22 protein-coding genes are annotated in these 17,328 nt (G+C 62.2%); 11 read left to right on the top strand and 11 right to left on the bottom strand.

The genetic code is table 11. The features are described from left to right. Positions 1 to 251 precede the first annotated feature (251 nt). The 5 genes from E5P2_RS28600 to E5P2_RS28580 all read left to right on the top strand — a co-directional run bounded on the left by E5P2_RS28600 (position 252) and on the right by E5P2_RS28580 (position 4,374). Entirely contained in the window at positions 252 to 1,934 is a 1,683-nt protein-coding gene (locus E5P2_RS28600) for an ATP-binding protein (RefSeq protein WP_068677222.1), read from the top strand. Positions 1,935 to 2,036: 102 nt separating this feature from the next. Beyond that, positions 2,037 to 2,207, top strand: a complete 171-nt coding sequence (locus E5P2_RS28595; RefSeq protein WP_157103402.1) for a hypothetical protein — start codon at positions 2,037 to 2,039, stop codon at positions 2,205 to 2,207. Positions 2,208 to 2,351: 144 nt separating this feature from the next. Continuing rightward, positions 2,352 to 3,221, top strand: a complete 870-nt coding sequence (locus E5P2_RS28590) for an EAL domain-containing protein (protein ID WP_083944315.1) — start codon at positions 2,352 to 2,354, stop codon at positions 3,219 to 3,221. Between the two features lie 64 nt (positions 3,222 to 3,285). Further along, entirely contained in the window at positions 3,286 to 3,723 is a 438-nt protein-coding gene (locus tag E5P2_RS28585) for a hypothetical protein (protein ID WP_102905917.1), read from the top strand. Between the two features lie 330 nt (positions 3,724 to 4,053). After that, a complete protein-coding gene (locus E5P2_RS28580; RefSeq protein ID WP_146039492.1) occupies positions 4,054 to 4,374 on the top strand; it encodes a hypothetical protein in 321 nt (106 codons plus the stop codon). A gap of 10 nt (positions 4,375 to 4,384) precedes the next feature. On the opposite strand, the gene E5P2_RS28575 is transcribed toward E5P2_RS28580, so the two are convergent. From E5P2_RS28575 to E5P2_RS28545, 7 genes are all read right to left on the bottom strand, one after another. Further along, positions 4,385 to 4,753, bottom strand: a complete 369-nt coding sequence (locus tag E5P2_RS28575) for a hypothetical protein (RefSeq protein ID WP_068677213.1) — start codon at positions 4,751 to 4,753, stop codon at positions 4,385 to 4,387. After that, positions 4,747 to 5,061: a hypothetical protein gene (locus E5P2_RS28570; RefSeq protein WP_068677211.1), complete on the bottom strand. Its 315-nt coding sequence runs from the start codon at positions 5,059 to 5,061 to the stop codon at positions 4,747 to 4,749. The genes E5P2_RS28575 and E5P2_RS28570 overlap by 7 nt, the downstream gene beginning before the upstream one ends. A 122-nt stretch (positions 5,062 to 5,183) precedes the next feature. Continuing rightward, positions 5,184 to 6,275 (bottom strand): hypothetical protein, encoded by a 1,092-nt coding sequence (locus tag E5P2_RS28565; protein WP_068677209.1) that lies wholly within the window; start codon positions 6,273 to 6,275, stop codon positions 5,184 to 5,186. A gap of 117 nt (positions 6,276 to 6,392) precedes the next feature. Then, positions 6,393 to 7,436: a DUF262 domain-containing protein gene (locus E5P2_RS28560; protein ID WP_068677207.1), complete on the bottom strand. Its 1,044-nt coding sequence runs from the start codon at positions 7,434 to 7,436 to the stop codon at positions 6,393 to 6,395. A 157-nt stretch (positions 7,437 to 7,593) separates the two neighbouring features. Beyond that, entirely contained in the window at positions 7,594 to 7,947 is a 354-nt protein-coding gene (locus tag E5P2_RS28555) for a hypothetical protein (protein WP_068677205.1), read from the bottom strand. Positions 7,948 to 8,126: 179 nt separating this feature from the next. Then, positions 8,127 to 8,804, bottom strand: coding sequence for a hypothetical protein (locus E5P2_RS28550; RefSeq protein ID WP_162570748.1), 678 nt, complete (start codon positions 8,802 to 8,804; stop codon positions 8,127 to 8,129). A 98-nt stretch (positions 8,805 to 8,902) separates the two neighbouring features. Continuing rightward, entirely contained in the window at positions 8,903 to 9,568 is a 666-nt protein-coding gene (locus E5P2_RS28545) for an ERCC4 domain-containing protein (RefSeq protein WP_162570747.1), read from the bottom strand. 119 nt (positions 9,569 to 9,687) lie between these two features. Here E5P2_RS28545 and E5P2_RS28540 point away from each other — a divergent pair, with 119 nt between their 5' ends. Further along, on the top strand, positions 9,688 to 9,975 hold the full coding sequence (locus E5P2_RS28540) for a helix-turn-helix domain-containing protein (protein WP_162570746.1): 288 nt from the start codon (positions 9,688 to 9,690) through the stop codon (positions 9,973 to 9,975). On the opposite strand, the gene E5P2_RS28535 is transcribed toward E5P2_RS28540, so the two are convergent. Both E5P2_RS28535 and E5P2_RS28530 read right to left on the bottom strand, forming a co-directional pair. After that, on the bottom strand, positions 9,972 to 10,838 hold the full coding sequence (locus E5P2_RS28535) for a hypothetical protein (RefSeq protein WP_162570745.1): 867 nt from the start codon (positions 10,836 to 10,838) through the stop codon (positions 9,972 to 9,974). The genes E5P2_RS28540 and E5P2_RS28535 overlap by 4 nt on opposite strands. Before the next feature lie 132 nt (positions 10,839 to 10,970). Next, entirely contained in the window at positions 10,971 to 11,501 is a 531-nt protein-coding gene (locus E5P2_RS28530) for a hypothetical protein (protein ID WP_162570744.1), read from the bottom strand. Positions 11,502 to 11,708: 207 nt separating this feature from the next. Here E5P2_RS28530 and E5P2_RS28525 point away from each other — a divergent pair, with 207 nt between their 5' ends. The 4 genes from E5P2_RS28525 (at position 11,709) to E5P2_RS28510 (ending at position 14,488) form a co-directional block, all read left to right on the top strand. Continuing rightward, complete coding sequence (locus tag E5P2_RS28525) at positions 11,709 to 12,002, top strand: hypothetical protein (RefSeq protein WP_162570743.1); 294 nt, start codon at positions 11,709 to 11,711, stop codon at positions 12,000 to 12,002. Then, a complete protein-coding gene (locus E5P2_RS28520; RefSeq protein WP_162570742.1) occupies positions 11,999 to 12,274 on the top strand; it encodes a DUF4031 domain-containing protein in 276 nt (91 codons plus the stop codon). The genes E5P2_RS28525 and E5P2_RS28520 overlap by 4 nt, the downstream gene beginning before the upstream one ends. Positions 12,275 to 12,306: 32 nt before the next feature. Continuing rightward, a complete protein-coding gene (locus tag E5P2_RS28515; protein ID WP_162570741.1) occupies positions 12,307 to 13,377 on the top strand; it encodes a hypothetical protein in 1,071 nt (356 codons plus the stop codon). Positions 13,378 to 13,450: 73 nt separating this feature from the next. Continuing rightward, positions 13,451 to 14,488, top strand: coding sequence for a hypothetical protein (locus E5P2_RS28510; protein ID WP_162570740.1), 1,038 nt, complete (start codon positions 13,451 to 13,453; stop codon positions 14,486 to 14,488). 91 nt (positions 14,489 to 14,579) lie between these two features. Here E5P2_RS28510 and E5P2_RS28505 read toward each other — a convergent pair whose 3' ends face one another. Further along, complete coding sequence (locus tag E5P2_RS28505; RefSeq protein ID WP_068677184.1) at positions 14,580 to 15,347, bottom strand: hypothetical protein; 768 nt, start codon at positions 15,345 to 15,347, stop codon at positions 14,580 to 14,582. Positions 15,348 to 15,458: 111 nt separating this feature from the next. Between E5P2_RS28505 and E5P2_RS28500 the strand changes: the two genes are divergently transcribed. Further along, positions 15,459 to 15,680 carry a hypothetical protein gene (locus E5P2_RS28500; protein WP_162570739.1) on the top strand — a complete coding sequence of 74 codons (222 nt, stop codon included), beginning with the start codon at positions 15,459 to 15,461 and terminating at the stop codon, positions 15,678 to 15,680. Positions 15,681 to 16,195: 515 nt separating this feature from the next. Here the strand turns inward: E5P2_RS28500 and E5P2_RS28495 are convergent. Then, positions 16,196 to 17,236 (bottom strand): hypothetical protein, encoded by a 1,041-nt coding sequence (locus E5P2_RS28495; RefSeq protein WP_162570738.1) that lies wholly within the window; start codon positions 17,234 to 17,236, stop codon positions 16,196 to 16,198. Between the last annotated feature and the right edge of the window lie 92 nt (positions 17,237 to 17,328).

Raw genomic sequence — 17,328 nt, 5'->3', positions numbered from 1 at the left:
CCGTCGCGGGCCCTTTTTCTTTGGACACGCGTGCCCTTTCGATAAGAAAAGCGGCCCCACAAGAACTGTGTGGCCGGTCGAATATTTCCCCCCCCGCTGTACCCGCGCCTCGTCGCGGTAACAAGGCAGGCCTCGCCGCGCAGGCGGCATTCACCGACCCCGCTCCGGGGGACGCGCTTTTACTGAGGCGCCCTTGTCCTTTTCGCTACACGCACCAGGACAAACTACAGCCCTTCGGGGCCTCAAGACACATGACTTCCGAAAATCGTGACTTCGCGGTGGACCGCAACATCCTCGTATCGGTCATCCAATCCCAGGCAGGAACACTGGGCAAGGCGCTTCTCGAAGGCGTCATGAACTCTGTCGACGCCGGCGCAACCCGCGTGAGCATCAAGCTCGGCGAAGCAAGCTTCACGCTTCGGGACAACGGCCGCGGCTTTCAGTCCAAGGACGAAATCATCAAGTGGTTCGAAACCTTCGGCACGCCCCACAAGGACGGCGACGCCCGGTTCGGCCGTTTCCGCATGGGCAGAGGACAACTCTATTCATTCGGGGTCAACACCTGGCGCACGGGCACCTTCAAGATGGAGGTCGACATCATCGGGCAGCCGAACCTCGGCTACAAATTGACCGAGAATCTTCCGACATCGAAGGGCTGCCGCATCGACGCGAAGCTCTACGAGGCACTGAGCGCAGCGGCTCTCGACGAGGTTGTGCGCGAGTTCTCTGAGCTCGTGCGCTTTGCAGAGATTCCCGTGACGTTGAACGGCCGCGAAATCAGCCGCAACGTGAAAGACCAGAAGTGGGACACCGAAACGGACGACGCGTACATCAAAATCGTCCGGACCGGTGACCTGCTGGTCTACAACATGGGCGTTCTGGTTTGCAAGTTTCCGAACTACGAGTTCGGGACTGGGGGCCTAGTGGTTTCGAAGCAGGCCCTTGAAGTCAACTTCGCGCGCAACGACATTCTTCGCCACAAGTGCGAAGTCTGGCGCCGCATTGCAAAACACATGAAGACGTACGGCCTCAACAAGGTTGCGTCCAAGGTGTCGCTGACGAAGGAAGAGCGAGACTTCCTGGCACGAGAGTGGAGCTATGGCACCCTGCCCCCCGACAAGGAACTCGAGCTGCGCGACGTGAAGCTCTTCACTGATGCGACTGGCCGCCACTGCTCGTTGACCGACCTCTCTAATGCCTCGCGGCTGGCGGTCGCCCGCGGCAGCCACGGTCGCATCGGAAACAAGCTGCACCGGGAAGGGAAGGCCTTTGTGCTGGCGGAAGAGACGCTCTCGCGTTTCAGGGTCCATTCGCTGGACGACCTGCTTGGCATCATCGAGGACAGGACCAAGATGGACCTCCGTCACCTGACGGCAAGCCTTGAGTCGCTTGCACTAGGGTGCACCGAAACGTACCTGGTCACGGCTGACGAGGAATTGCCGGTGGAGGAGCTTTGCATGCTCACGGCGTTGCGCCAGAAGCATGAGAAGTTCCACCAATGGTTTCTGACGGGTGAGCGCAGCTCCGGCATGCGCGAGCTTCAGTCGGGTGAGTCGGATGTGGCGCTTGCGTGGACCGACGGCGCCAGCTATATCGTGATGGGCCGCAAGGAACTTCAGAAGGCGATGGCCAGGGGCGTCGCGGGTTGCTTTGAGCTTCTTCTAACGCTGACCCACGAGTACTGCCACGACAGTGCCGACTTGGAAAGTCATGAACATGACTTGGTGTTCCTTTCAAAGCATCACGACATTGTCCAGTACCAGGGCGGGAAGTTGTTGAAGCTCGCAGAAGAGGTCAACTCCCTCTACTTGCGGTTGGCGAAGCGCGGTGGCATTTCGCTGCCCGCCCGGCCGGCAAAGCCCACAAGCGTCGGCCGGAAGAAGGCAACTGAAGACCATCCTGCGGCGAAGGCACAGCTCAGCCTCGCATTCTGATTCGCTAAGCGTCCGCTCTATTGAGTGGACGCTTTTTTCTGGCCTGGCGGGCGGTTGTTCCTACACGGGAAAGGCAATCAACTCTCCCCGATAGGAATCCTCATGACCCAGCAAGCAGTTCAAGCGCGTCCGGTCGCCCAGCCGCGCGAATCCGCCTCTTTCACGAGCGTCGACTTCGACCGTATGGTGGCCTTCGCCTACGAGCGTGGGTGGCAAGAAATGCCCTTCCATTTTGTCGTCAAGGAGTGGGCCCGCCAACAGATACTGCATTGAGGGCTTCCCGGCCTCCATTGCAGATGATTCATCAGTCCACCGTTCGGTGGACTTTTTTTTCCGCTCTCCCCCAGGCGGCTTGAGCCGGGACCCTATCTGCCGCTCGCGCACTGAGCGCACACCAACGCGGTCGCTTCACTGGGAATGACAGCATCCTCCGCACCCGGCGCCGCCTCTCCCGATATGGCCGCCCTCGAAGCGGCCTTGGCTAACGGCCAGTTCGTTCTCCACTACCAGCCCATCTTCGTTCTCTCGACCCGGAGGGTCATCGGTGTGGAGGCGCTGGTAAGGTGGCAGCAGCCGGAGAGGCTAGTCCCGCCTGATGATTTTCTGCCGGTCGCGGAAGCCACAGGCTTCATCACAACCCTCGGGGACTGGGCGCTTCGGGAGGCCGCGAGGCAGCTCCTGCTGTGGGATGAGGGAGGCTTGCGCCTCAACTACGTCTCCGTCAACGTCTCCCCGGTGCAGCTGCAGGATGACGCGTACGCGGACAGCGTCCTGGCGGCCATCACGGATACCGGAATTGAGCCCGGTCGTGTACTGCTCGAGATTACAGAAAGCGTTTCCATCGCCGACGCTGAGCGAGCGGCAGCGGCACTGAATTGGCTGGCCAGAGTCGGAGCCCGGGTTGCGCTCGACGATTTTGGGACTGGGTCATCCAACCTGGCCAGTTTCCAGCGCTTGCCGCTCGCCGTGCTCAAAATTGACCGCAGTTTCGTCAATCACATCATGGAAAGCGCTAGGGACCGCTCTATCGTTCAGTTCGTCACAGGCCTAGCGAAAGCGAACGGCTTGGCCACTGTCGCCGAGGGCATCGAAACCCAAGAGCAGCTCGATGTGCTCACGGGCTTAGGCGGGGACTACGGGCAGGGGTGGCTTGTCTCCAAGGCACTGGCCCCCGATGCCTTGCTCACCGCCTTTGAAAGCGGCCGCCTCGTGGCCAATTCTCCGACCCGACAAATGCTTGAGCGAAGCGAGCGATTTGCTATAGAGCGGACTGGCAAACCGTTTTAGAGTGCGGCACTGCCGCGTTTGTGCTAAAATGCTATTTAGGCAAATCAATTTAGGAAGCATGAAAATGAAGACCATCCTCCTTGCGCTTGGCGCCGCCATCATTCTGAGCGCATGTGCCGCCACCGGCGACGACTACGTAAAAGGCGTAGTGCCGGAAATGTCGAACCACCCCGCCCTGGGTTCGATGACGTCCGCAGAGCGTGCGCTTCTGGGACCGGATGCAAATGCCAATGGCATTCGGGACGAAATCGACCGCCTCATCGCTATTAACTTCGACGGTGCGCGGCCGCAAGCGGCAGCCTACGCAGCCAAATACACCCAAGGCATGATTGCGGGCTCCCGCGGCCAAGGGCCCACCCCTTCCCAGGCATCGGACCTTGCGGGCGCGGCAAGCGCGCTGGACGCGGCATCGAGCACCACGCTCGCGGCTCGCATTGCGAACACGCCTGAGCGTCGTGCAGCCGTTTCCCTCTGGGCCAGGAAGGCCGCCGCGAAGCCGTGACCGTCAACGGCCTGCGAATAACTTGGCGCCGCGTGCCGGGCATCATTTGGCGCGCGTCCTGGTGGCCCGTTTACTTTGCATTGAAGTGTTTACTTACTCTGGTCGCCTTTTTGGGGTTTGGCCGCGCCATGGCCGCTGATGTTTGGAGCGCCCTCTCCTAGGCCGGGCGGGTAAGGCCGACCCCGCCGGAGGACCGCCCGCGGCCCGTTTCGCCGTTTGCTCGGCTGCCCTTGCGCTCACGAATCTTCGCGCGACAGCACCTGGCCGGGCGCTACACGGGGCATGACCCATCTTGCTTCGTTCCCCGCCGGCACTGGCCCGGACACACCCGTGGCCCTGCTCAAACAGCTGACTTTCCAGCTAACCATCCACGCCCCGCGCTGGACACCTGAGCTGCGAGAGCTGCAGAGCAGGGCCGAATCCTTCATCGGGAAAGTCGAGGCAACCGGAGCTGGTGGCTTGCTCGCCGACGCATCGCTGATGGAGTTGCTGGCGAAAGCTGCACGCTATGACAGGCTGAGGGCGCTGGCCGAAGCCACGTCTACCGAGCACGCAGGCTTTCGGGTCGGAGACCGCCTGTATCCTACGTTCGATGCCGCGTTCGACCAGGAGATGGCCACCGCTGAGGCGGACCACTCGGTGCTCCGCTAGGCGAAGTCGACTACAACAGGTGCGGCAGGACGAAAGCGAAGAACACGCCGGTCGCGTAGGCGGCCACCGCAAGGCCGTACACCACCCTCGAAATCAGCTTTTGGCGAACGCAAGCTGCCGCCAGCCGTCTGTCAGCCGGGCATGAGGCCGGCTTGGCCTGGAAGTAGCCCGCGACGAGCAGCATCGCAGCCGAAAGGCCAAATACGAGCGCCTTGTGCTTGGAAATCCAGATGAGCTGAGGGAAGACCGTTAAAAGCGACGCCAGGCTGGCGCCCGCGCCGAGGCTCACAAGGACTGCCGGCAGAGCGCAGCAGACCAGGGTCGAGCTGCTGGTAAGAAGCGTTAGCCAGGCGACCGTAGCGCCTTCACGGTTCAGCATTTTAGGTTCCGGACCTCTTCAAGCGTCTTGCGCGAACGCTCGACGCTCTTCAAGTTGAACCCGTGGCTTGTCAGCGTCCAGCCAAGCGCCGCTTCCGTGGCCACTGGCGACTTCTCGGTCTCCAGGAAGATGACGCCGCACTCCAGTTTAGGCTCGATTGCAGTCGCGTCCGCTGCCTTTAGCAGGGACGCCCGCATCTGGTCCGAGCAAAGCGCGCAGTTCAGCCCATCAACCTTCACTTCGAGGGTGTCAGCGTGGGCGGCCGTCGCGGAAAGCACGATGGCCAGGGTAAGAAAGAGTTTTTGCATTGGGCAGCTCCAGAGTCAACCACCTTTAGCGAACGGACTTATTCCTGCAGCCGGCCAAGGGAACAGGCGAGAAAAAGGCCCGCGCAGCAGAGTGCGCGGGCCTTCAATCAGTTGGCAGGGTGCTACGCGCCCGTGTCCACGTCCGCGGCAGCCGAGACGTCAGAGAGCAGCGCCTCCAGCTCAGCCGCCAACTCCTTGAGTGCCCGAATTCGCGACAAGACGGCAGCCACGTCCCGCGGACCTCCGTAGTCGCGCAAGTACGCAATCTGAGCCTTCGATTGACTGCGAACGCTCGCGAGCTCACGTGCACAAACCGCGTCGTGGTTCGATTGCTGCCCAGCCAGCATGCTGGGCGCGAAGGAGAGCTCGTTGACTTCCATGGCAGACATCAACCGCTGCATCTCCCACATCGCAGCCACATAGTCGCGATAGCGTGGAACCTCCCCCAGGGTTGAGCGTTCCTTTTCCTGCGCCTGTCCGAGGTTCCACAGCCCCACGGCACGCAAGACTGTCTTCAGCTCATCCGCGGCCCGGCCTTCGCCTTGCCCACTGGTGAGGTACGACGCCACCGGTGGCACAGGGATGCTTTTCCCGTTCGCCATGTCAGGTACGTCTTCCACAGCCCAGTCGCCGTGCAGGCCCGCAATTCCCGCCAACTCATTCACGGCATCAAATGAGCCGTAGAACTCTTTGGTTCCCCGGGCCGCCGGGTCCATGGCCCTCATTTCAGCCAACTTCCCGAAGTAGAGGTTGGCTAGAGCGACCATGCGCTCGACATCCCCCGCCTTCTGAGCGGCGAGCTCTACCTTGCTGCCAACCCGCCCGGCGCCGCTCGCCACCAAGTGCTCGTAGCTGTCTCGGTGCATGAGCGCAAGCCCATAGGCCCGCTTAGCCCCGCCAACCTGGACCCCTTCGTCAGAGTCCAACCCGCGCTTCAGCAGGTCGTCCCATTTCGTGGTTCCGGTCATCGCCAGGGCGAGCCGAACGCCGACTTGGGCCTCGTCTTCGACAGCCATTCGGCCATAGTCGTAATAGGTGCCGAATACCGGCAGTGATGCAAGTTCGAAGCGAGCAGCCGGGTAGATGATTGAATCGTTCGGATTCTTGTCGAGAGGGTACCGGTGGCCCCGTGAGGCGACCAGAAATCCCACGACAGGCTCGTCGCCCGTCAGTACGCGCCCAGAGGTGATATCAGCTACGTAAAAGCTTCCCATTGTTCAGTTCCTTTGTTTTTGGCCGAGCCTTCAGCCGAGCCCGTTGACCATCTCCTGTCTAGCGAGATGACCCAAAGGAACGGCCACCGGAGATTTCCTCCGGTGGCCGATGCTCAATCAGTTGGCTGACGCGTTCCTCTGTTCAGCCTCAAGCAGGCGCCGAACATGGTTCAGATGCTCCTCGGTCTGCGGAACGCCGGCGGCATTCACGTCCAAGAACATCTGGAGTAGCTCCGCGCGCGATGCCTTCGAGGCAGGAACCTCCGCGACCTGGACGACGCGGGACTCGACATGCCTGCGCTCACGCTTCAGCATTTCGTGCCAGTAGATGCCCTTGTATGCCCTGCGACTTTGCACAAGCTCCATGAGCGTGCTCAAGCGCTGCTTGCCGTCAAAGACCTCCGCCGGCCTGGTGTATCCGTAGTTCACGAAGATGAATCGGCCAAGGTCACGACCGCAGAACAGGGAATCGAGATACCTGTCCTTGTCGTCAGCGGTCCAAGCGTAGCCGCGTTGGTAGTCGGGCGAATCATCGACGCCGAAATGCCCCACGCGGCTTACCAACCCCAGAAGGTCGCCATTGCTAAAGACCGTCCGCTCCAGGAGCGACGGGCGGCAGACGGACGTACCCTTTTCGGCGGCCGTCTCAAAGACCTCCAGCCAGTGCGACGTCAGGTATTCAAAGCCGGCGCCCACCATTTGCCCGCTTTCACGCTTGAGGTTGCGGTAGCGAATCGTCACGTACTCGTCGTCCTCATGCAGCCCGACCACAACACATTCTGGCAAGGCGCCGAATGTAACGGCCATGCCAAGTCGCAGACGGCGGCGCTCTACAACCGGCATGCGCACGGCCAGCCGGTCCAAATTGCTTCCACGGAGCTTCCTGTAAGCAACCTCGACTTGCTCGGCTTCGGTAAGCTCCCTATGCAAAGCCTGCTCGATGGCCTGGGCGGATGCCTTCCGGTAGCCCTTCACCCGGGTTAGCGGTTGCGGAGTTTTCGCAATCGAGGGATGCTCGCTACGGTGCTCCCACCAGGTCTTGCCGATACGCTTGTCGCGCTGGCGCCACTCTGCGATGGTGGTCGTCTCGTCCTGCAGCAATACCTCGTAGAAGCCCTGGCGCGACGGCGCGCCATCTTGAAAATCGTCTCTATTCCTCATGGTTCTCCTAGAACTTGCAGTTGCCTGTAAGGCCTATAGGGATGGCGCACGACGACATCCTCGGGTGGACCCTCAAGAAGAAAATCGGCCCACCAGATGGCGGGCCGATTGAAGAAGGGAAAAAACGTACTTGGTGGCAGGAAGCTCGAGCACGACGTCAAAGGGCGGGATTTCGCACACTTCTCAGGTGCTCCTCCAGGCGCTCGGTCAACTCCTTGGTCGCAACTTCTCTTTGGCGAATCCACGGGTGCTCGAAGTGCTCGGCGGTCCGACGAATCGTCCCACCGAGGTTCGCAGAGAGATGCAGCACAGTGGCCTTGTCCGCACATGCAAACACCATGACCACGTCTTCGTTTTCATGGCTAATATCGGCCAGCGTACAGCCCCTCACGGTGGAGTCCAGTGCCCACTCGTCGGGACTAGGTCTGAGCGCGCTGTCTACCGCGCAGGCTGCAGCACCTGCAGCAAGGGAAAGCACGACAGCGGCAAGTGCTCGCTTCATTCCGAACATGGGTGTCCTTTGAAATAATGTCCTGCACACGTATAGCGAGCGCCCGTACGCCACCCGGAACTGCAAGGCGTGCTCTTGGAGGCCACCGGCGCGTTCCCGAAGGGAAGGTGTCTCCTAATTTGCCGTGGAGGGCCGAAGACAGAAGAAAGCGCCCCGAAAGTTCGGGGCGCGAAGGTGGGTCAGGCAACGACCTCGAAGGAGGCCGAGTAGCCGCGTCGACTTGCAACAAGCACGGCGTCAGGTTGGGCCTTGGAGCCTACGGTGAACAGCAACTCAACTGCCTCGTTCCAGCCTGCGCGAGCGCGCGCCTGGTCCGGATAGCGCGCTTTCGCGCCTTGATAGCCCTGTCGAACCCAGCTGGCGACCAGGCCGGGTGTGCAAAACGCTTTCTTGGCGGCTTGCCATTCCGGCTCGTTGCCCATTCCCCAGAGGAGATGCTCGAGCTCGGCGACCGCTGAGCGTTCCGTTGCGACGAACACCGATTCGGCCAGTTCGCACGCCACGGGCGCGGTCGTCGGACGGAGGTCGAACACCTCCGGCCCTTCGCCCGCTTCATAGGCCATGCCTACGACGCCAGCCGCTGAGCGGGTCAGGGCGTTGAGGCCCGGCGTGGGCAAGCCGGCGGCTGCCGTATCGTAGGCGCCCAGCAGGCCCGAGCCTTCGTAGTTGACGTAGTACTCCGCCCCTAGGGTCGCGAGTTCCTCCGCGAGCGAACCGCGGTCATGGGGAAGGTGGTGGAACAGGTCGTGCACGACCAGCCAGTTGTTTGCGGCGCTTCTGAAGGTGCCGGGCAATGGCTCCCAGCTATCGCTGGCGTCCGCGGGAAGGCGGCGATACTTCAGTTCGAGAGATTCCATGGTGTCTTTTCCGTTCGAGTGGTCCTGCTCCCGTGTAGCGAGGACCTGTCGAACGCCCGGCTCCATAAAGCCACGTCGCGCCCGTGGGGCCGAGCCCCTCAAGTGGCCGGTGGCTTAGGAATCGAAACGCCTCGCGTATCGAACTCAAGTACTTCCCGCACCGTCGTTACTGTCTTCGGACCGACGCCGGCCACCTGGCGTAGTTCCTCGGCTTGCGCCGTAAAAACGGAATGCGCACTACCAAAATGACTCAGAAGGTTGCGCGCGGCGGTCGGCCCGACGCCGGGCAGTCCTTCCACAAGGTACTGGCTTTGGGCAAGGCGGTCACGCGGCTTCCCGGCACACAATGCAATCTCGTACCCGAGCCCCTCCAGGGCATGCCTCTGCATTGTCAGCAGCAGCGTTGCCGTCTGGGCGGTGGTGCCAGTTGTGAGGATAGGAACGCCTTCGAGCACCGTGATGTAGGACATGGCTCCAAGAAGAGCGTCCTCGGCCATCGAGGACCTGGTGGCAAAGAGGTTTCCCTCCACAACGATGAAGGCCCGAGCGTAGGTGGCCTTCAAAGTCGCCAGTTGGGCGAATACGCGTCGATTCTCAATCGACAGGATGAAATCGCTTGCTGCCTTACGCTCGACGGCCAAGCCGTCCGCCAGCACATAGTCGCCCACGTCGAGCTCTTCAACGACGACGTCAGCACCCCGCTGCGCGAGCAGCTGCGCCAGCCCACTGCGGGACTCGCGCGAATCAACAATCAACCGAGCCATGCCTGCACCTCCGGCTGGTAGTCTAAGCGGCGTCGAGTCCCGGCCACGGAGCGAGACGTATAGGCGGTAGATGGATTGGCTGTAGATTTTTTCATCGCAGGACGGCAAGCTGCGCCGACATGCCCGCCCCGAGACATCCGACGTCTGCCTCCCTCACGCTCGCGGCCAACTTGCGTACCTTCCGCTTACGAGCCGGCCTCTCGCAAGAGGAGCTGGCAGACCGGGCCGGAGTTCATCGCACCTACGTGAGCCAGGTTGAGCGCCAGGTGGTCAACCCAACGCTGGCGTCCGTGTCGAAGCTCTCGGATGCGCTGGGCTTGCCGCTCGCACGCCTTCTGGACGGCACAACCGGACCTGACTCAGTCGGCACGGCTTGCGAAGCGGCACCCCGCGGCGGGGTAGCCTAGTTGACGGTATTGCCGTCGAACTCGATGCCGACAGCGAAGGAAGGCATCTCCGCGGAATGGGCAAGCGCGAGCATGGCGTGGGTCAACGCCGCCTCCAGCAAGGATTGAACCATCAGCGTTGCCTGGCTATCGCGACGCGTACTCACACACACGTTCCCGACGAGAGTCAGGCCTGCTGCATCGGCCACGGGCTTCAGGCGGGCAAGGGCCGCCTCCAGTTCTGCCTGAACGACATCGACCACGAACTCCACCAGGGCTGCCGCGGCGCCGGCACCCCGCATGCTGGCGCGGGTCACGAGCTGATTGAGGCTGACCTCAAACCGGACACCCCCGGCTCTACAGGGGGCGGCAAGAACCTCTTCCGCATCCACCTCCGGGCGGATGACGAGGGAAAAGTCAACAAAGGCGGCCACCTCCGGAGATTGCGTGCTTTGCGCGAACGCGATGTGCCGACTGCCTGCCAGGCTGCTGACGACCCCCAACGGCGCCTCAGTGGCCAGCCTGCGCAAAGCGGGCTCGTCCAGCGTTGTGAAGAGCGGGAGCGATTCCTCAAGTGCGCCGGTTTCGTCGAATGAGAACGTGCGGTGCCAGAACGTCTCGCCCGGCGCTCCATCCATGGAAAAGGCGCGCGCGATTGCGTCTGCGGGCCGCCCCAGCTGACCAGGGCTGCGGATGTGAAAGTATCCGACTGTTTCGCCATCATGTGTCCCGGGCAAAGGGCGCGTCGAAGCCGAGGAGTTCACGACATTGCACGGCAGTACCTCCTCGACCTGGCGATGCAGAGCGAGCGCCTCCTGGGTCGCGGAAGTAGCGGCCCCCACGATGACGTGAGGGAAACTGAGCTTGGAAGAGCGATTACGCATGAGTTAAGCGAGATGTTGTGTCTTACGCATAGCTACCGACCCTGCTCTCGACGCCTATAGCCGGCCCTTGAAGACCGGTTAGAGCCTGGCCGCCCAGTGGGCGTACGAGCCGCCGTTCCTGCGGTACGCCGCTCAGACCCGGGCTTTCCACTGGGTCTTGCGACTGCGCTTCCAGCAGCGGTCGTCGCGCGCCGCAATCGCGTAGTCGTCCCACGGGGTCGGAAGGTTGGCAGCAGCGCGCTTACCTCGAGGCGCGACCTCGCCATCCTCGTGCACGACGAGCACTGCATTGCGTCGTTCGTTGATGTGATGGACGCGACGGAAGTGGTGACCGCCGTGATGACGACCCGTCCCTGGTACGGGGCCGTAGCCGCAGTAGTCGTGCTTCGAGGCCCAGAAGGGACGGCGGGGCGGCCCACGGAAACGTTCGAAATCAGAGACCACGACAGGCGCGCCAAAGTCCGTCACCATCATCCAGTCTGCGGTCACCCAAGACAGCAGACGGGAGCAGTAGAAGGGCGACGTGAAGTCGAGTCCGAGGTTTTGGCTCAGCCACCAGTAACCGAGGGCGCGGAACGCCGCCTCGAGCGAGGGATAGTCGTAGCTTGCGCCGCTGCGATGGCGCAGGGTCACGCCCGGTTGATAGGGCGGAATAGTGTGCATTGGAAGGCTCCATTAGTTGTGAAACTAATGGCCGTCCAGCACTCCTTTGATTCGGTCAAATGACATTCGGCGATTTGGTAGTTCGTTAGCGGAGACGGGCGCCCTTGCGAGATGCGGTCCCTTTGCCGTCAGTATAGGGAAGACGGTTTTAGCCAAGGCTAAAGCAGGTGGCTACAGAACGCTGCCCCTCCAACCCTGGAACCTCCTGTGCTCATCCTCACCTACCCTGTCGCCCTGGTCGCATGGACGTACCTGTACGTGTTCTCGCTGAATCGGCACCCGAAGTCCGGCGTTCCGGTCCGGCAGTTGCAGGCGACTGTGGCAGTATTTGGCGGCCTAATGGCCCTTCATCTGCTTTCAATCGCTTACGCCCTGTTCATGGGCGAGCTTGACTGGGGCCTTGTCGACGTAGGCATGGAGTTCGCGTCGCTGTACATCGGCCTGTGCCACATCGCGGGTTGCATTCTGGCCATCGACCACCTGAAGCAGCGAAAGCCGTGACGACCTATGTCGACGACGCTGCGATTCCCTTCAAGGGTAAGCCGCGCTTTCACCTGACCGCGGATTCGCTCGAGCAGCTGCACAGTTTCGCGGCCGAGTGCGGCATAAACCGCTGCTGGTACCACCGAGGTACGCGCCATCCTCACTACGACATCACGGCAGAGCAGCGCCAGGTCGCGACATCTCGGGGAGCCCTCGCTGTCACCAGTAGGGAGCTGCTCAAGCGCGCAAAACTCCTAGCTAGCCAGCCGCGCCTTCCTGCGCTGCCCTGAAAGGTGGGCTTGGGAGGCGTAGGATTAACACTATGCAGTCCCAGACCTTACACAAAAGTATCAGCGCCGCGGTGTTCGAGAGCTTTCTCGAGGCGCTCGCGGGGCATTTGCAGCTCGAGTCCGGCGAATCCCTGCCGGATGGCGTGGGCGACGTGGATAGCGGCGGTGTGCCGGTTTCATTGGCCGTGCAACGCTCCCAGCGTTTTGTTGCTGCTCGATGGGCCTGTGTTGACGAAAACGGCCTCGCACAGCACGAAACGTTCTTCGTACAGCCCAAGGGAATAGCCGCCCGAACGGGGTATCGAATAAGGCGCTACGCGGGTCCGCTAAGTCCGTTCCACGCCCCAGATGGTGGCGGAACCCGCCTGGAAGCTCCAGCCTGGTGGTCGGCAGCAACTGCGACGGGAGCGCCTATTGAAACGGGGACCCTGCCGACATTCGTTGAACTTCTGGCGACGCTTTGTGGCGAGGGTCGCGTCAAATCCACCAACCCGGAGTTGCTTGCGCGTCTTAACGCCCAAGAGGATGAGGCGAACTACTTGCTGACGCTGCTGGACGAGCAGAAGCGGCAGCTCAAGCAATACAGGGCTCGCCTCCGGAGCCTCGAAGCCGCCACAGGCAACGCAGATGCGCAAGCCGACGAGGTGGTCGTGGACATCGACGGAAGGCTGCCCGACTTGGAGTCACTGCCAGCCTGGGCAGCGGAGAACCGCGAACGCATCGTGGTCCTGCCGCGTGCGCTTAACGGTGTAAAGAAGTCGCGCTACGAGCGGCCGGAGGTCGTTTGCGCGGCGTTTGAGCTACTTGCCGGCACATACCGCGACACCCGCCTAGGGCTCGCGAAAGCCGAAGACCTGGACGCGGCTATGTCCGTCCACGGGCTGAAGCTGGAAGGCTCCGTGGGAGCCAGCATCGCAGGTGAACAGGGAAGCGCCTACTTCGTTCGATGGGACGGACGTCGCAGGATGCTTGACCTCCACTTGCTCAAGGGAGGCGGGCGCGACGAGCGCTATTGCATGCGCTTGTACTTTTTCTGGGACGCCGAGTCGAGTCGGGTCGTGGTCGGCTCCGGCGTGGCCCATCTTGCAAACAGTCTCAGCTGAAATCATGGCGAAGCTACGAACCAAATCAGGGCGCGCGAAGTCGCCAGCCGGGGGGCTTACCCAGGACGACCTCTTGCGAAGCATTGTGAGCAGCGTTGCCGACAAGCTGATGTCCGACCAGAGCATGGGCATCGGCGATTCCGATGCCGCGAAGGACGTGCTTTTCCTGGAAGCGCATTGCTTTCCACAGCTTTGCCGCCAGGCGGTCGCAGAGGCCGAGTTTGAGCCAGAATTTCCCCCTCGGATTCAGGTCGTGCGGTTGACGGGCCTTGGCGACGAGGGCGGATGGGCGGGGTCGCTCGTGGAGCCCGGCGACCCGAGCTTCATTTCAGGAGGCCCTGATGGAATCCGCGCCCGCATGGCATCGGCACTCCGCAGGAGCGAAGCGACGCGGGCAGTGGCCCTTTGGGTATGCCCTTACAGAGTGGGAGGGCCGCCTGCGAGAGACCTGACCTTTGCATTTGCATTCCTGCGGCACACGGACGGGCTCGAACAAATCTACCTTGTCAGCGAGTCTGGCTTCATGCGGGTCCCGAGCAATGCAAGGCTGCGGGCGTCCGCCCTGGATACCATGCTTGAGGGCTATGGAACACTCGAAGAGCGCATGGAACCAGTGATGGGCGCGGTGGAAAATGCGCTGGTCCAGGCTCGGCCCAAGGTGGAAGCTGAGTTCGCGACCTGCAAGCTCCCGGTGCCAGCCCTCTCCGAAGCGCAATGGACGCTCTTGGTGCGAAGCCTGCTGGCGCAAGAGGAATGGAAACACGCAGTCGAAGCTCTTTGCCGCGAGGCTGTGGGGCCCGCAATCGGCCAAGCGACGAACCTGGCTGTGCTGGTTGGCAAGCTTTCCGAGGAGCTAGCCGCCGCGCTCAACAGGCTGGAAAGCCGCGCAACGCAGGAGCTTGACCTGTCCCGCGACAAGCAGTTCCGCAAGCTCCAAGCGGACCTTGAGAAGGCACAAATGATTGCCACGGGCGCTCAAGAGCGTGCTAGGCGCATCGAAGCGGAGAACCAGGAGATTCGCCGGGCCGGGGGCGCAGCACGAAGCCACGCGCCTCCGGAGCCTGGTCCCGGAAAAGGGCTTGGCGAGGCGTTGGTAGACCTCTTCGGCTAGGGGCCGCGGCCCAGTTAGCCGGTACCCCAGCGTACGAAAACGCGGCCGAGGGCCGCGTTTTCTTGAATCAGCGCTTCGACATTCCCGGCACCTAGCTTGCTGCGTCGACGCTCATCGGAGGCAGGTCGAGATTCTCGATGTCCACCAGCTTCGCGATATGCACGTCGATGGTACGGAGGACAGTCGCGCCGGCGCGATTGCGATGGCTCTCGAAACCAGTGACCCGTGCCGAGGGAAAGTGTGACTCGATGAGCTCGATGAGCGCGTTCCGACTCGCCTCGCAATCGACCAAGCCTTCGTGGCCGGAGCCCTCGGACGTTTCAAGTACAAAGCCCCTCTCGACAAGGCTGGCTAGCCAGGTGGCTCGAGTAACCTTGTCCGAGACGGGGGTCGCCGAGAACGTCAACGAGGTGGTGCCGAAAAGGCTGCCGCTCAACTTGAGGTGGACACTGCCGTACTTGCTGAACGACATGTCGGAGATGTGCCCGAAGCCGTAAATGTCCCACCAGCGGTCGATACGGTCGCCGAGACGCTTGACTGCCGCTTCCACGTTTTCAGCGGTGACCTGCTCGCCCAGCCTGCGCTCGAGCTGGAGGACCCGCTGATTCGCGGCGCGAAGCGCCGCATATCGCTCTTCTCGCACGGCGGCCGCATCGGTTTCGATGCCGGTTAACTTGCCGACCTCGGCGAGGCTGGATTCGGCGACGTACAGGACGTTGCGTCCATGGTCCCGAGAGAGCTGGTCGCCCGCGGCCATCTGGTGGAGGTGGTTCAAGCCGCTCACGACCTCGGTGAGGGTGCGCTTGAATACAGCTTTCTGGTCGGCATTGAGCACGACCATCTGGTTGTCGTTTGACATGTGTCCTTCCTGGTGTGCGCTCCTCGAGCGCGTTCAACACCTGTAGCCAACGGGACTTATCCCCCCCTATATAGGGCGACGGCAAGGCGCCCATCAACTCAGGACATCACAATGAATCATCAGGACCTCGTCGTTATCGAGGTGCACCCGTTCTACCGCGACAGCGTTGCCCCCGGCATGCTCCTTGCGCTGGTAGCTGAAATCGAGCGGCGTCTCGCCGCGGGCATCCCGTTTGGATGTTCTACTCGAGTCGAGACCTGCGGCGGCGGCCGCGATGAGTGCTTGGCAGAGGTGGAACTCTGGCTCTCCAGCCGCGGCGTTCGGGCCGAGTGACTTCACCCCGTGACGTACCTGAGCCGGAAGGTGGATTCACAAGGTCACTCCATTCCGAGAGGCCTTCCTTCGAGTGCGCCGGGGGCCCTAGCGGCAGGCATCCCCTTTTAAATTCTTTCCTCAAGGCTCCTCTCCGGGGCCATTTCCTTACGCTCTCCAGTGCTAGGCTATCGGCTCCCGTACGGCGGCACCGGTCAAAGCGGTCCTGAAGGCGCTCATGCAAATCAAATGGACGCGACTGGTAAGTTCCAACACTGACCACCAAGGTTGGAGCCCGCATTCTGATTTCGAATTCATTCATGAAGGTCTTCGCCGAAGTCCTGTGGTCAGGTCTGTGGGCAACCTGAAGGGTTGTCCATAGAGCTGTCCATGGGACGTAGGCTCCCCCGTTGGCTGATTCGGTGTCGAGCAGGCCCAGGGCCGGTCAGGGGGTCAGGCCATCTCGTTGGAAGCTTGGCGTTTTGTGCCCTCAGCAGAACAGCGACCGCGGGTCAACCAGCAGTGGCCGGCCGCGCCTAGGTCGACGTTGCCTGCGAACGTCCGGCTTGAGCCACCTCGTCGCGAATCCGTGGGGCGAAGGCAGCCCAATACTTCACTGCAGTCTGGTTTGAGATTCCTAGCGTGCGCACGAGCACCTTCGGAGTGGCCAGCCCCGCTCGGAAGAACGATGCGAGGGCCGTCGTGTACAGCTGCCTGGCTGTGACTCCCTGGCCCAGCAACACATACCTGAGCCCGGCGTCGGAGAGCGCACGGCCGGGCACCGCGGACTCGAAGAGCAAATCGTTGTCTTTGAGAGGCTGGCCGCGCCTAGCTTCTAGCGTCGCGAGATACCGTGTCAAGAGCACCGAGGTCCTGGCATCGAGGTCAATGGACACTTCTGCGAACCGAGCCTGCACCGAGCCGTCTGCTGTAGTTTGGAAGGCGCCGCGGCAAAGGTTGCGCGCCTGTTTCCCGGTACGCGCGTAGAGGAGCATCAATACGCCCAGCAGCGCATTCCGAAGGTCCCCATCTTCCGCCCGAAACCACCCCTGGCGCAGCTGCCCGGCACGCTGCGGGGTCAGAAGGTCGTGAAACGGAACGCCGCTTGGCACACTGCGGTCCAGATGGAGGCGCTGGAACATTCGCTCCTTGCGGTTCAGGAATCCGATAAAGGAGTGCAGAGCGTTGCGGTGTCCGGGGTAGCTGGCCACAAAGCGTTCGAGCATCGGGCGGTCAATCCCTTGGGCCGACACGACAGAGGACGGCATCGAGTCGAGCAGCCGGAACGCGGCTCGCAAAGACAAGGTGACCGTTCGCGCAGTGAACCGTTCGTGTGCGCCGCCCCAGCCGCGGGCTCGCCAGCTACGCAGGTAGGCAGCAAGGCTTCGTCGATAGCGCGTGAGCAGCTCGAGCTGCCAGGGCTCTCGCACACGCGCCAGAAGCCGGTCCTGCGCAAGATTCTCAGTGGTCCGCGCCACCACTTCCATCGGCATCGCCTCGGCTTGCCCTTCCCTGAGTAGCCATGCATAGGCGACCTGGTAGCGCCGAAGCTCTTCAGGCGAGAATTCAGCGGCCATCCGTTCTGCGGTAGGCGCGGTACCGCTGACCGATGCGAGACCCAGGCGCTCAAAAAACTGCGCGTAGGCTCTCCAGCGCCCCCTGGAACGTC

The sequence above is a fragment of the Variovorax sp. SRS16 genome (assembly GCF_901827165.1).
Lineage (GTDB): Bacteria > Pseudomonadota > Gammaproteobacteria > Burkholderiales > Burkholderiaceae_C > Variovorax.
Note: the sequence above shows the minus strand (reverse complement) of the source record. Positions and strands in the feature narration are given on the sequence as shown.

Coding starts and splice junctions, on each gene's coding strand:
- E5P2_RS28600 (WP_068677222.1), top strand. CDS start 252: ATGACTTCCGAAAATCGTGACTTCGCGGTGGACCGCAACATCCTCGTA.
- E5P2_RS28595 (WP_157103402.1), top strand. CDS start 2,037: ATGACCCAGCAAGCAGTTCAAGCGCGTCCGGTCGCCCAGCCGCGCGAA.
- E5P2_RS28590 (WP_083944315.1), top strand. CDS start 2,352: ATGACAGCATCCTCCGCACCCGGCGCCGCCTCTCCCGATATGGCCGCC.
- E5P2_RS28585 (WP_102905917.1), top strand. CDS start 3,286: ATGAAGACCATCCTCCTTGCGCTTGGCGCCGCCATCATTCTGAGCGCA.
- E5P2_RS28575 (WP_068677213.1), bottom strand. CDS start 4,753: ATGCTGAACCGTGAAGGCGCTACGGTCGCCTGGCTAACGCTTCTTACC.
- E5P2_RS28570 (WP_068677211.1), bottom strand. CDS start 5,061: ATGCAAAAACTCTTTCTTACCCTGGCCATCGTGCTTTCCGCGACGGCC.
- E5P2_RS28565 (WP_068677209.1), bottom strand. CDS start 6,275: ATGGGAAGCTTTTACGTAGCTGATATCACCTCTGGGCGCGTACTGACG.
- E5P2_RS28560 (WP_068677207.1), bottom strand. CDS start 7,436: ATGAGGAATAGAGACGATTTTCAAGATGGCGCGCCGTCGCGCCAGGGC.
- E5P2_RS28555 (WP_068677205.1), bottom strand. CDS start 7,947: ATGTTCGGAATGAAGCGAGCACTTGCCGCTGTCGTGCTTTCCCTTGCT.
- E5P2_RS28550 (WP_162570748.1), bottom strand. CDS start 8,804: ATGGAATCTCTCGAACTGAAGTATCGCCGCCTTCCCGCGGACGCCAGC.
- E5P2_RS28545 (WP_162570747.1), bottom strand. CDS start 9,568: ATGGCTCGGTTGATTGTTGATTCGCGCGAGTCCCGCAGTGGGCTGGCG.
- E5P2_RS28540 (WP_162570746.1), top strand. CDS start 9,688: ATGCCCGCCCCGAGACATCCGACGTCTGCCTCCCTCACGCTCGCGGCC.
- E5P2_RS28535 (WP_162570745.1), bottom strand. CDS start 10,838: ATGCGTAATCGCTCTTCCAAGCTCAGTTTCCCTCACGTCATCGTGGGG.
- E5P2_RS28530 (WP_162570744.1), bottom strand. CDS start 11,501: ATGCACACTATTCCGCCCTATCAACCGGGCGTGACCCTGCGCCATCGC.
- E5P2_RS28515 (WP_162570741.1), top strand. CDS start 12,307: ATGCAGTCCCAGACCTTACACAAAAGTATCAGCGCCGCGGTGTTCGAG.
- E5P2_RS28505 (WP_068677184.1), bottom strand. CDS start 15,347: ATGTCAAACGACAACCAGATGGTCGTGCTCAATGCCGACCAGAAAGCT.
- E5P2_RS28500 (WP_162570739.1), top strand. CDS start 15,459: ATGAATCATCAGGACCTCGTCGTTATCGAGGTGCACCCGTTCTACCGC.
- E5P2_RS28495 (WP_162570738.1), bottom strand. CDS start 17,236: ATGGCCGCTGAATTCTCGCCTGAAGAGCTTCGGCGCTACCAGGTCGCC.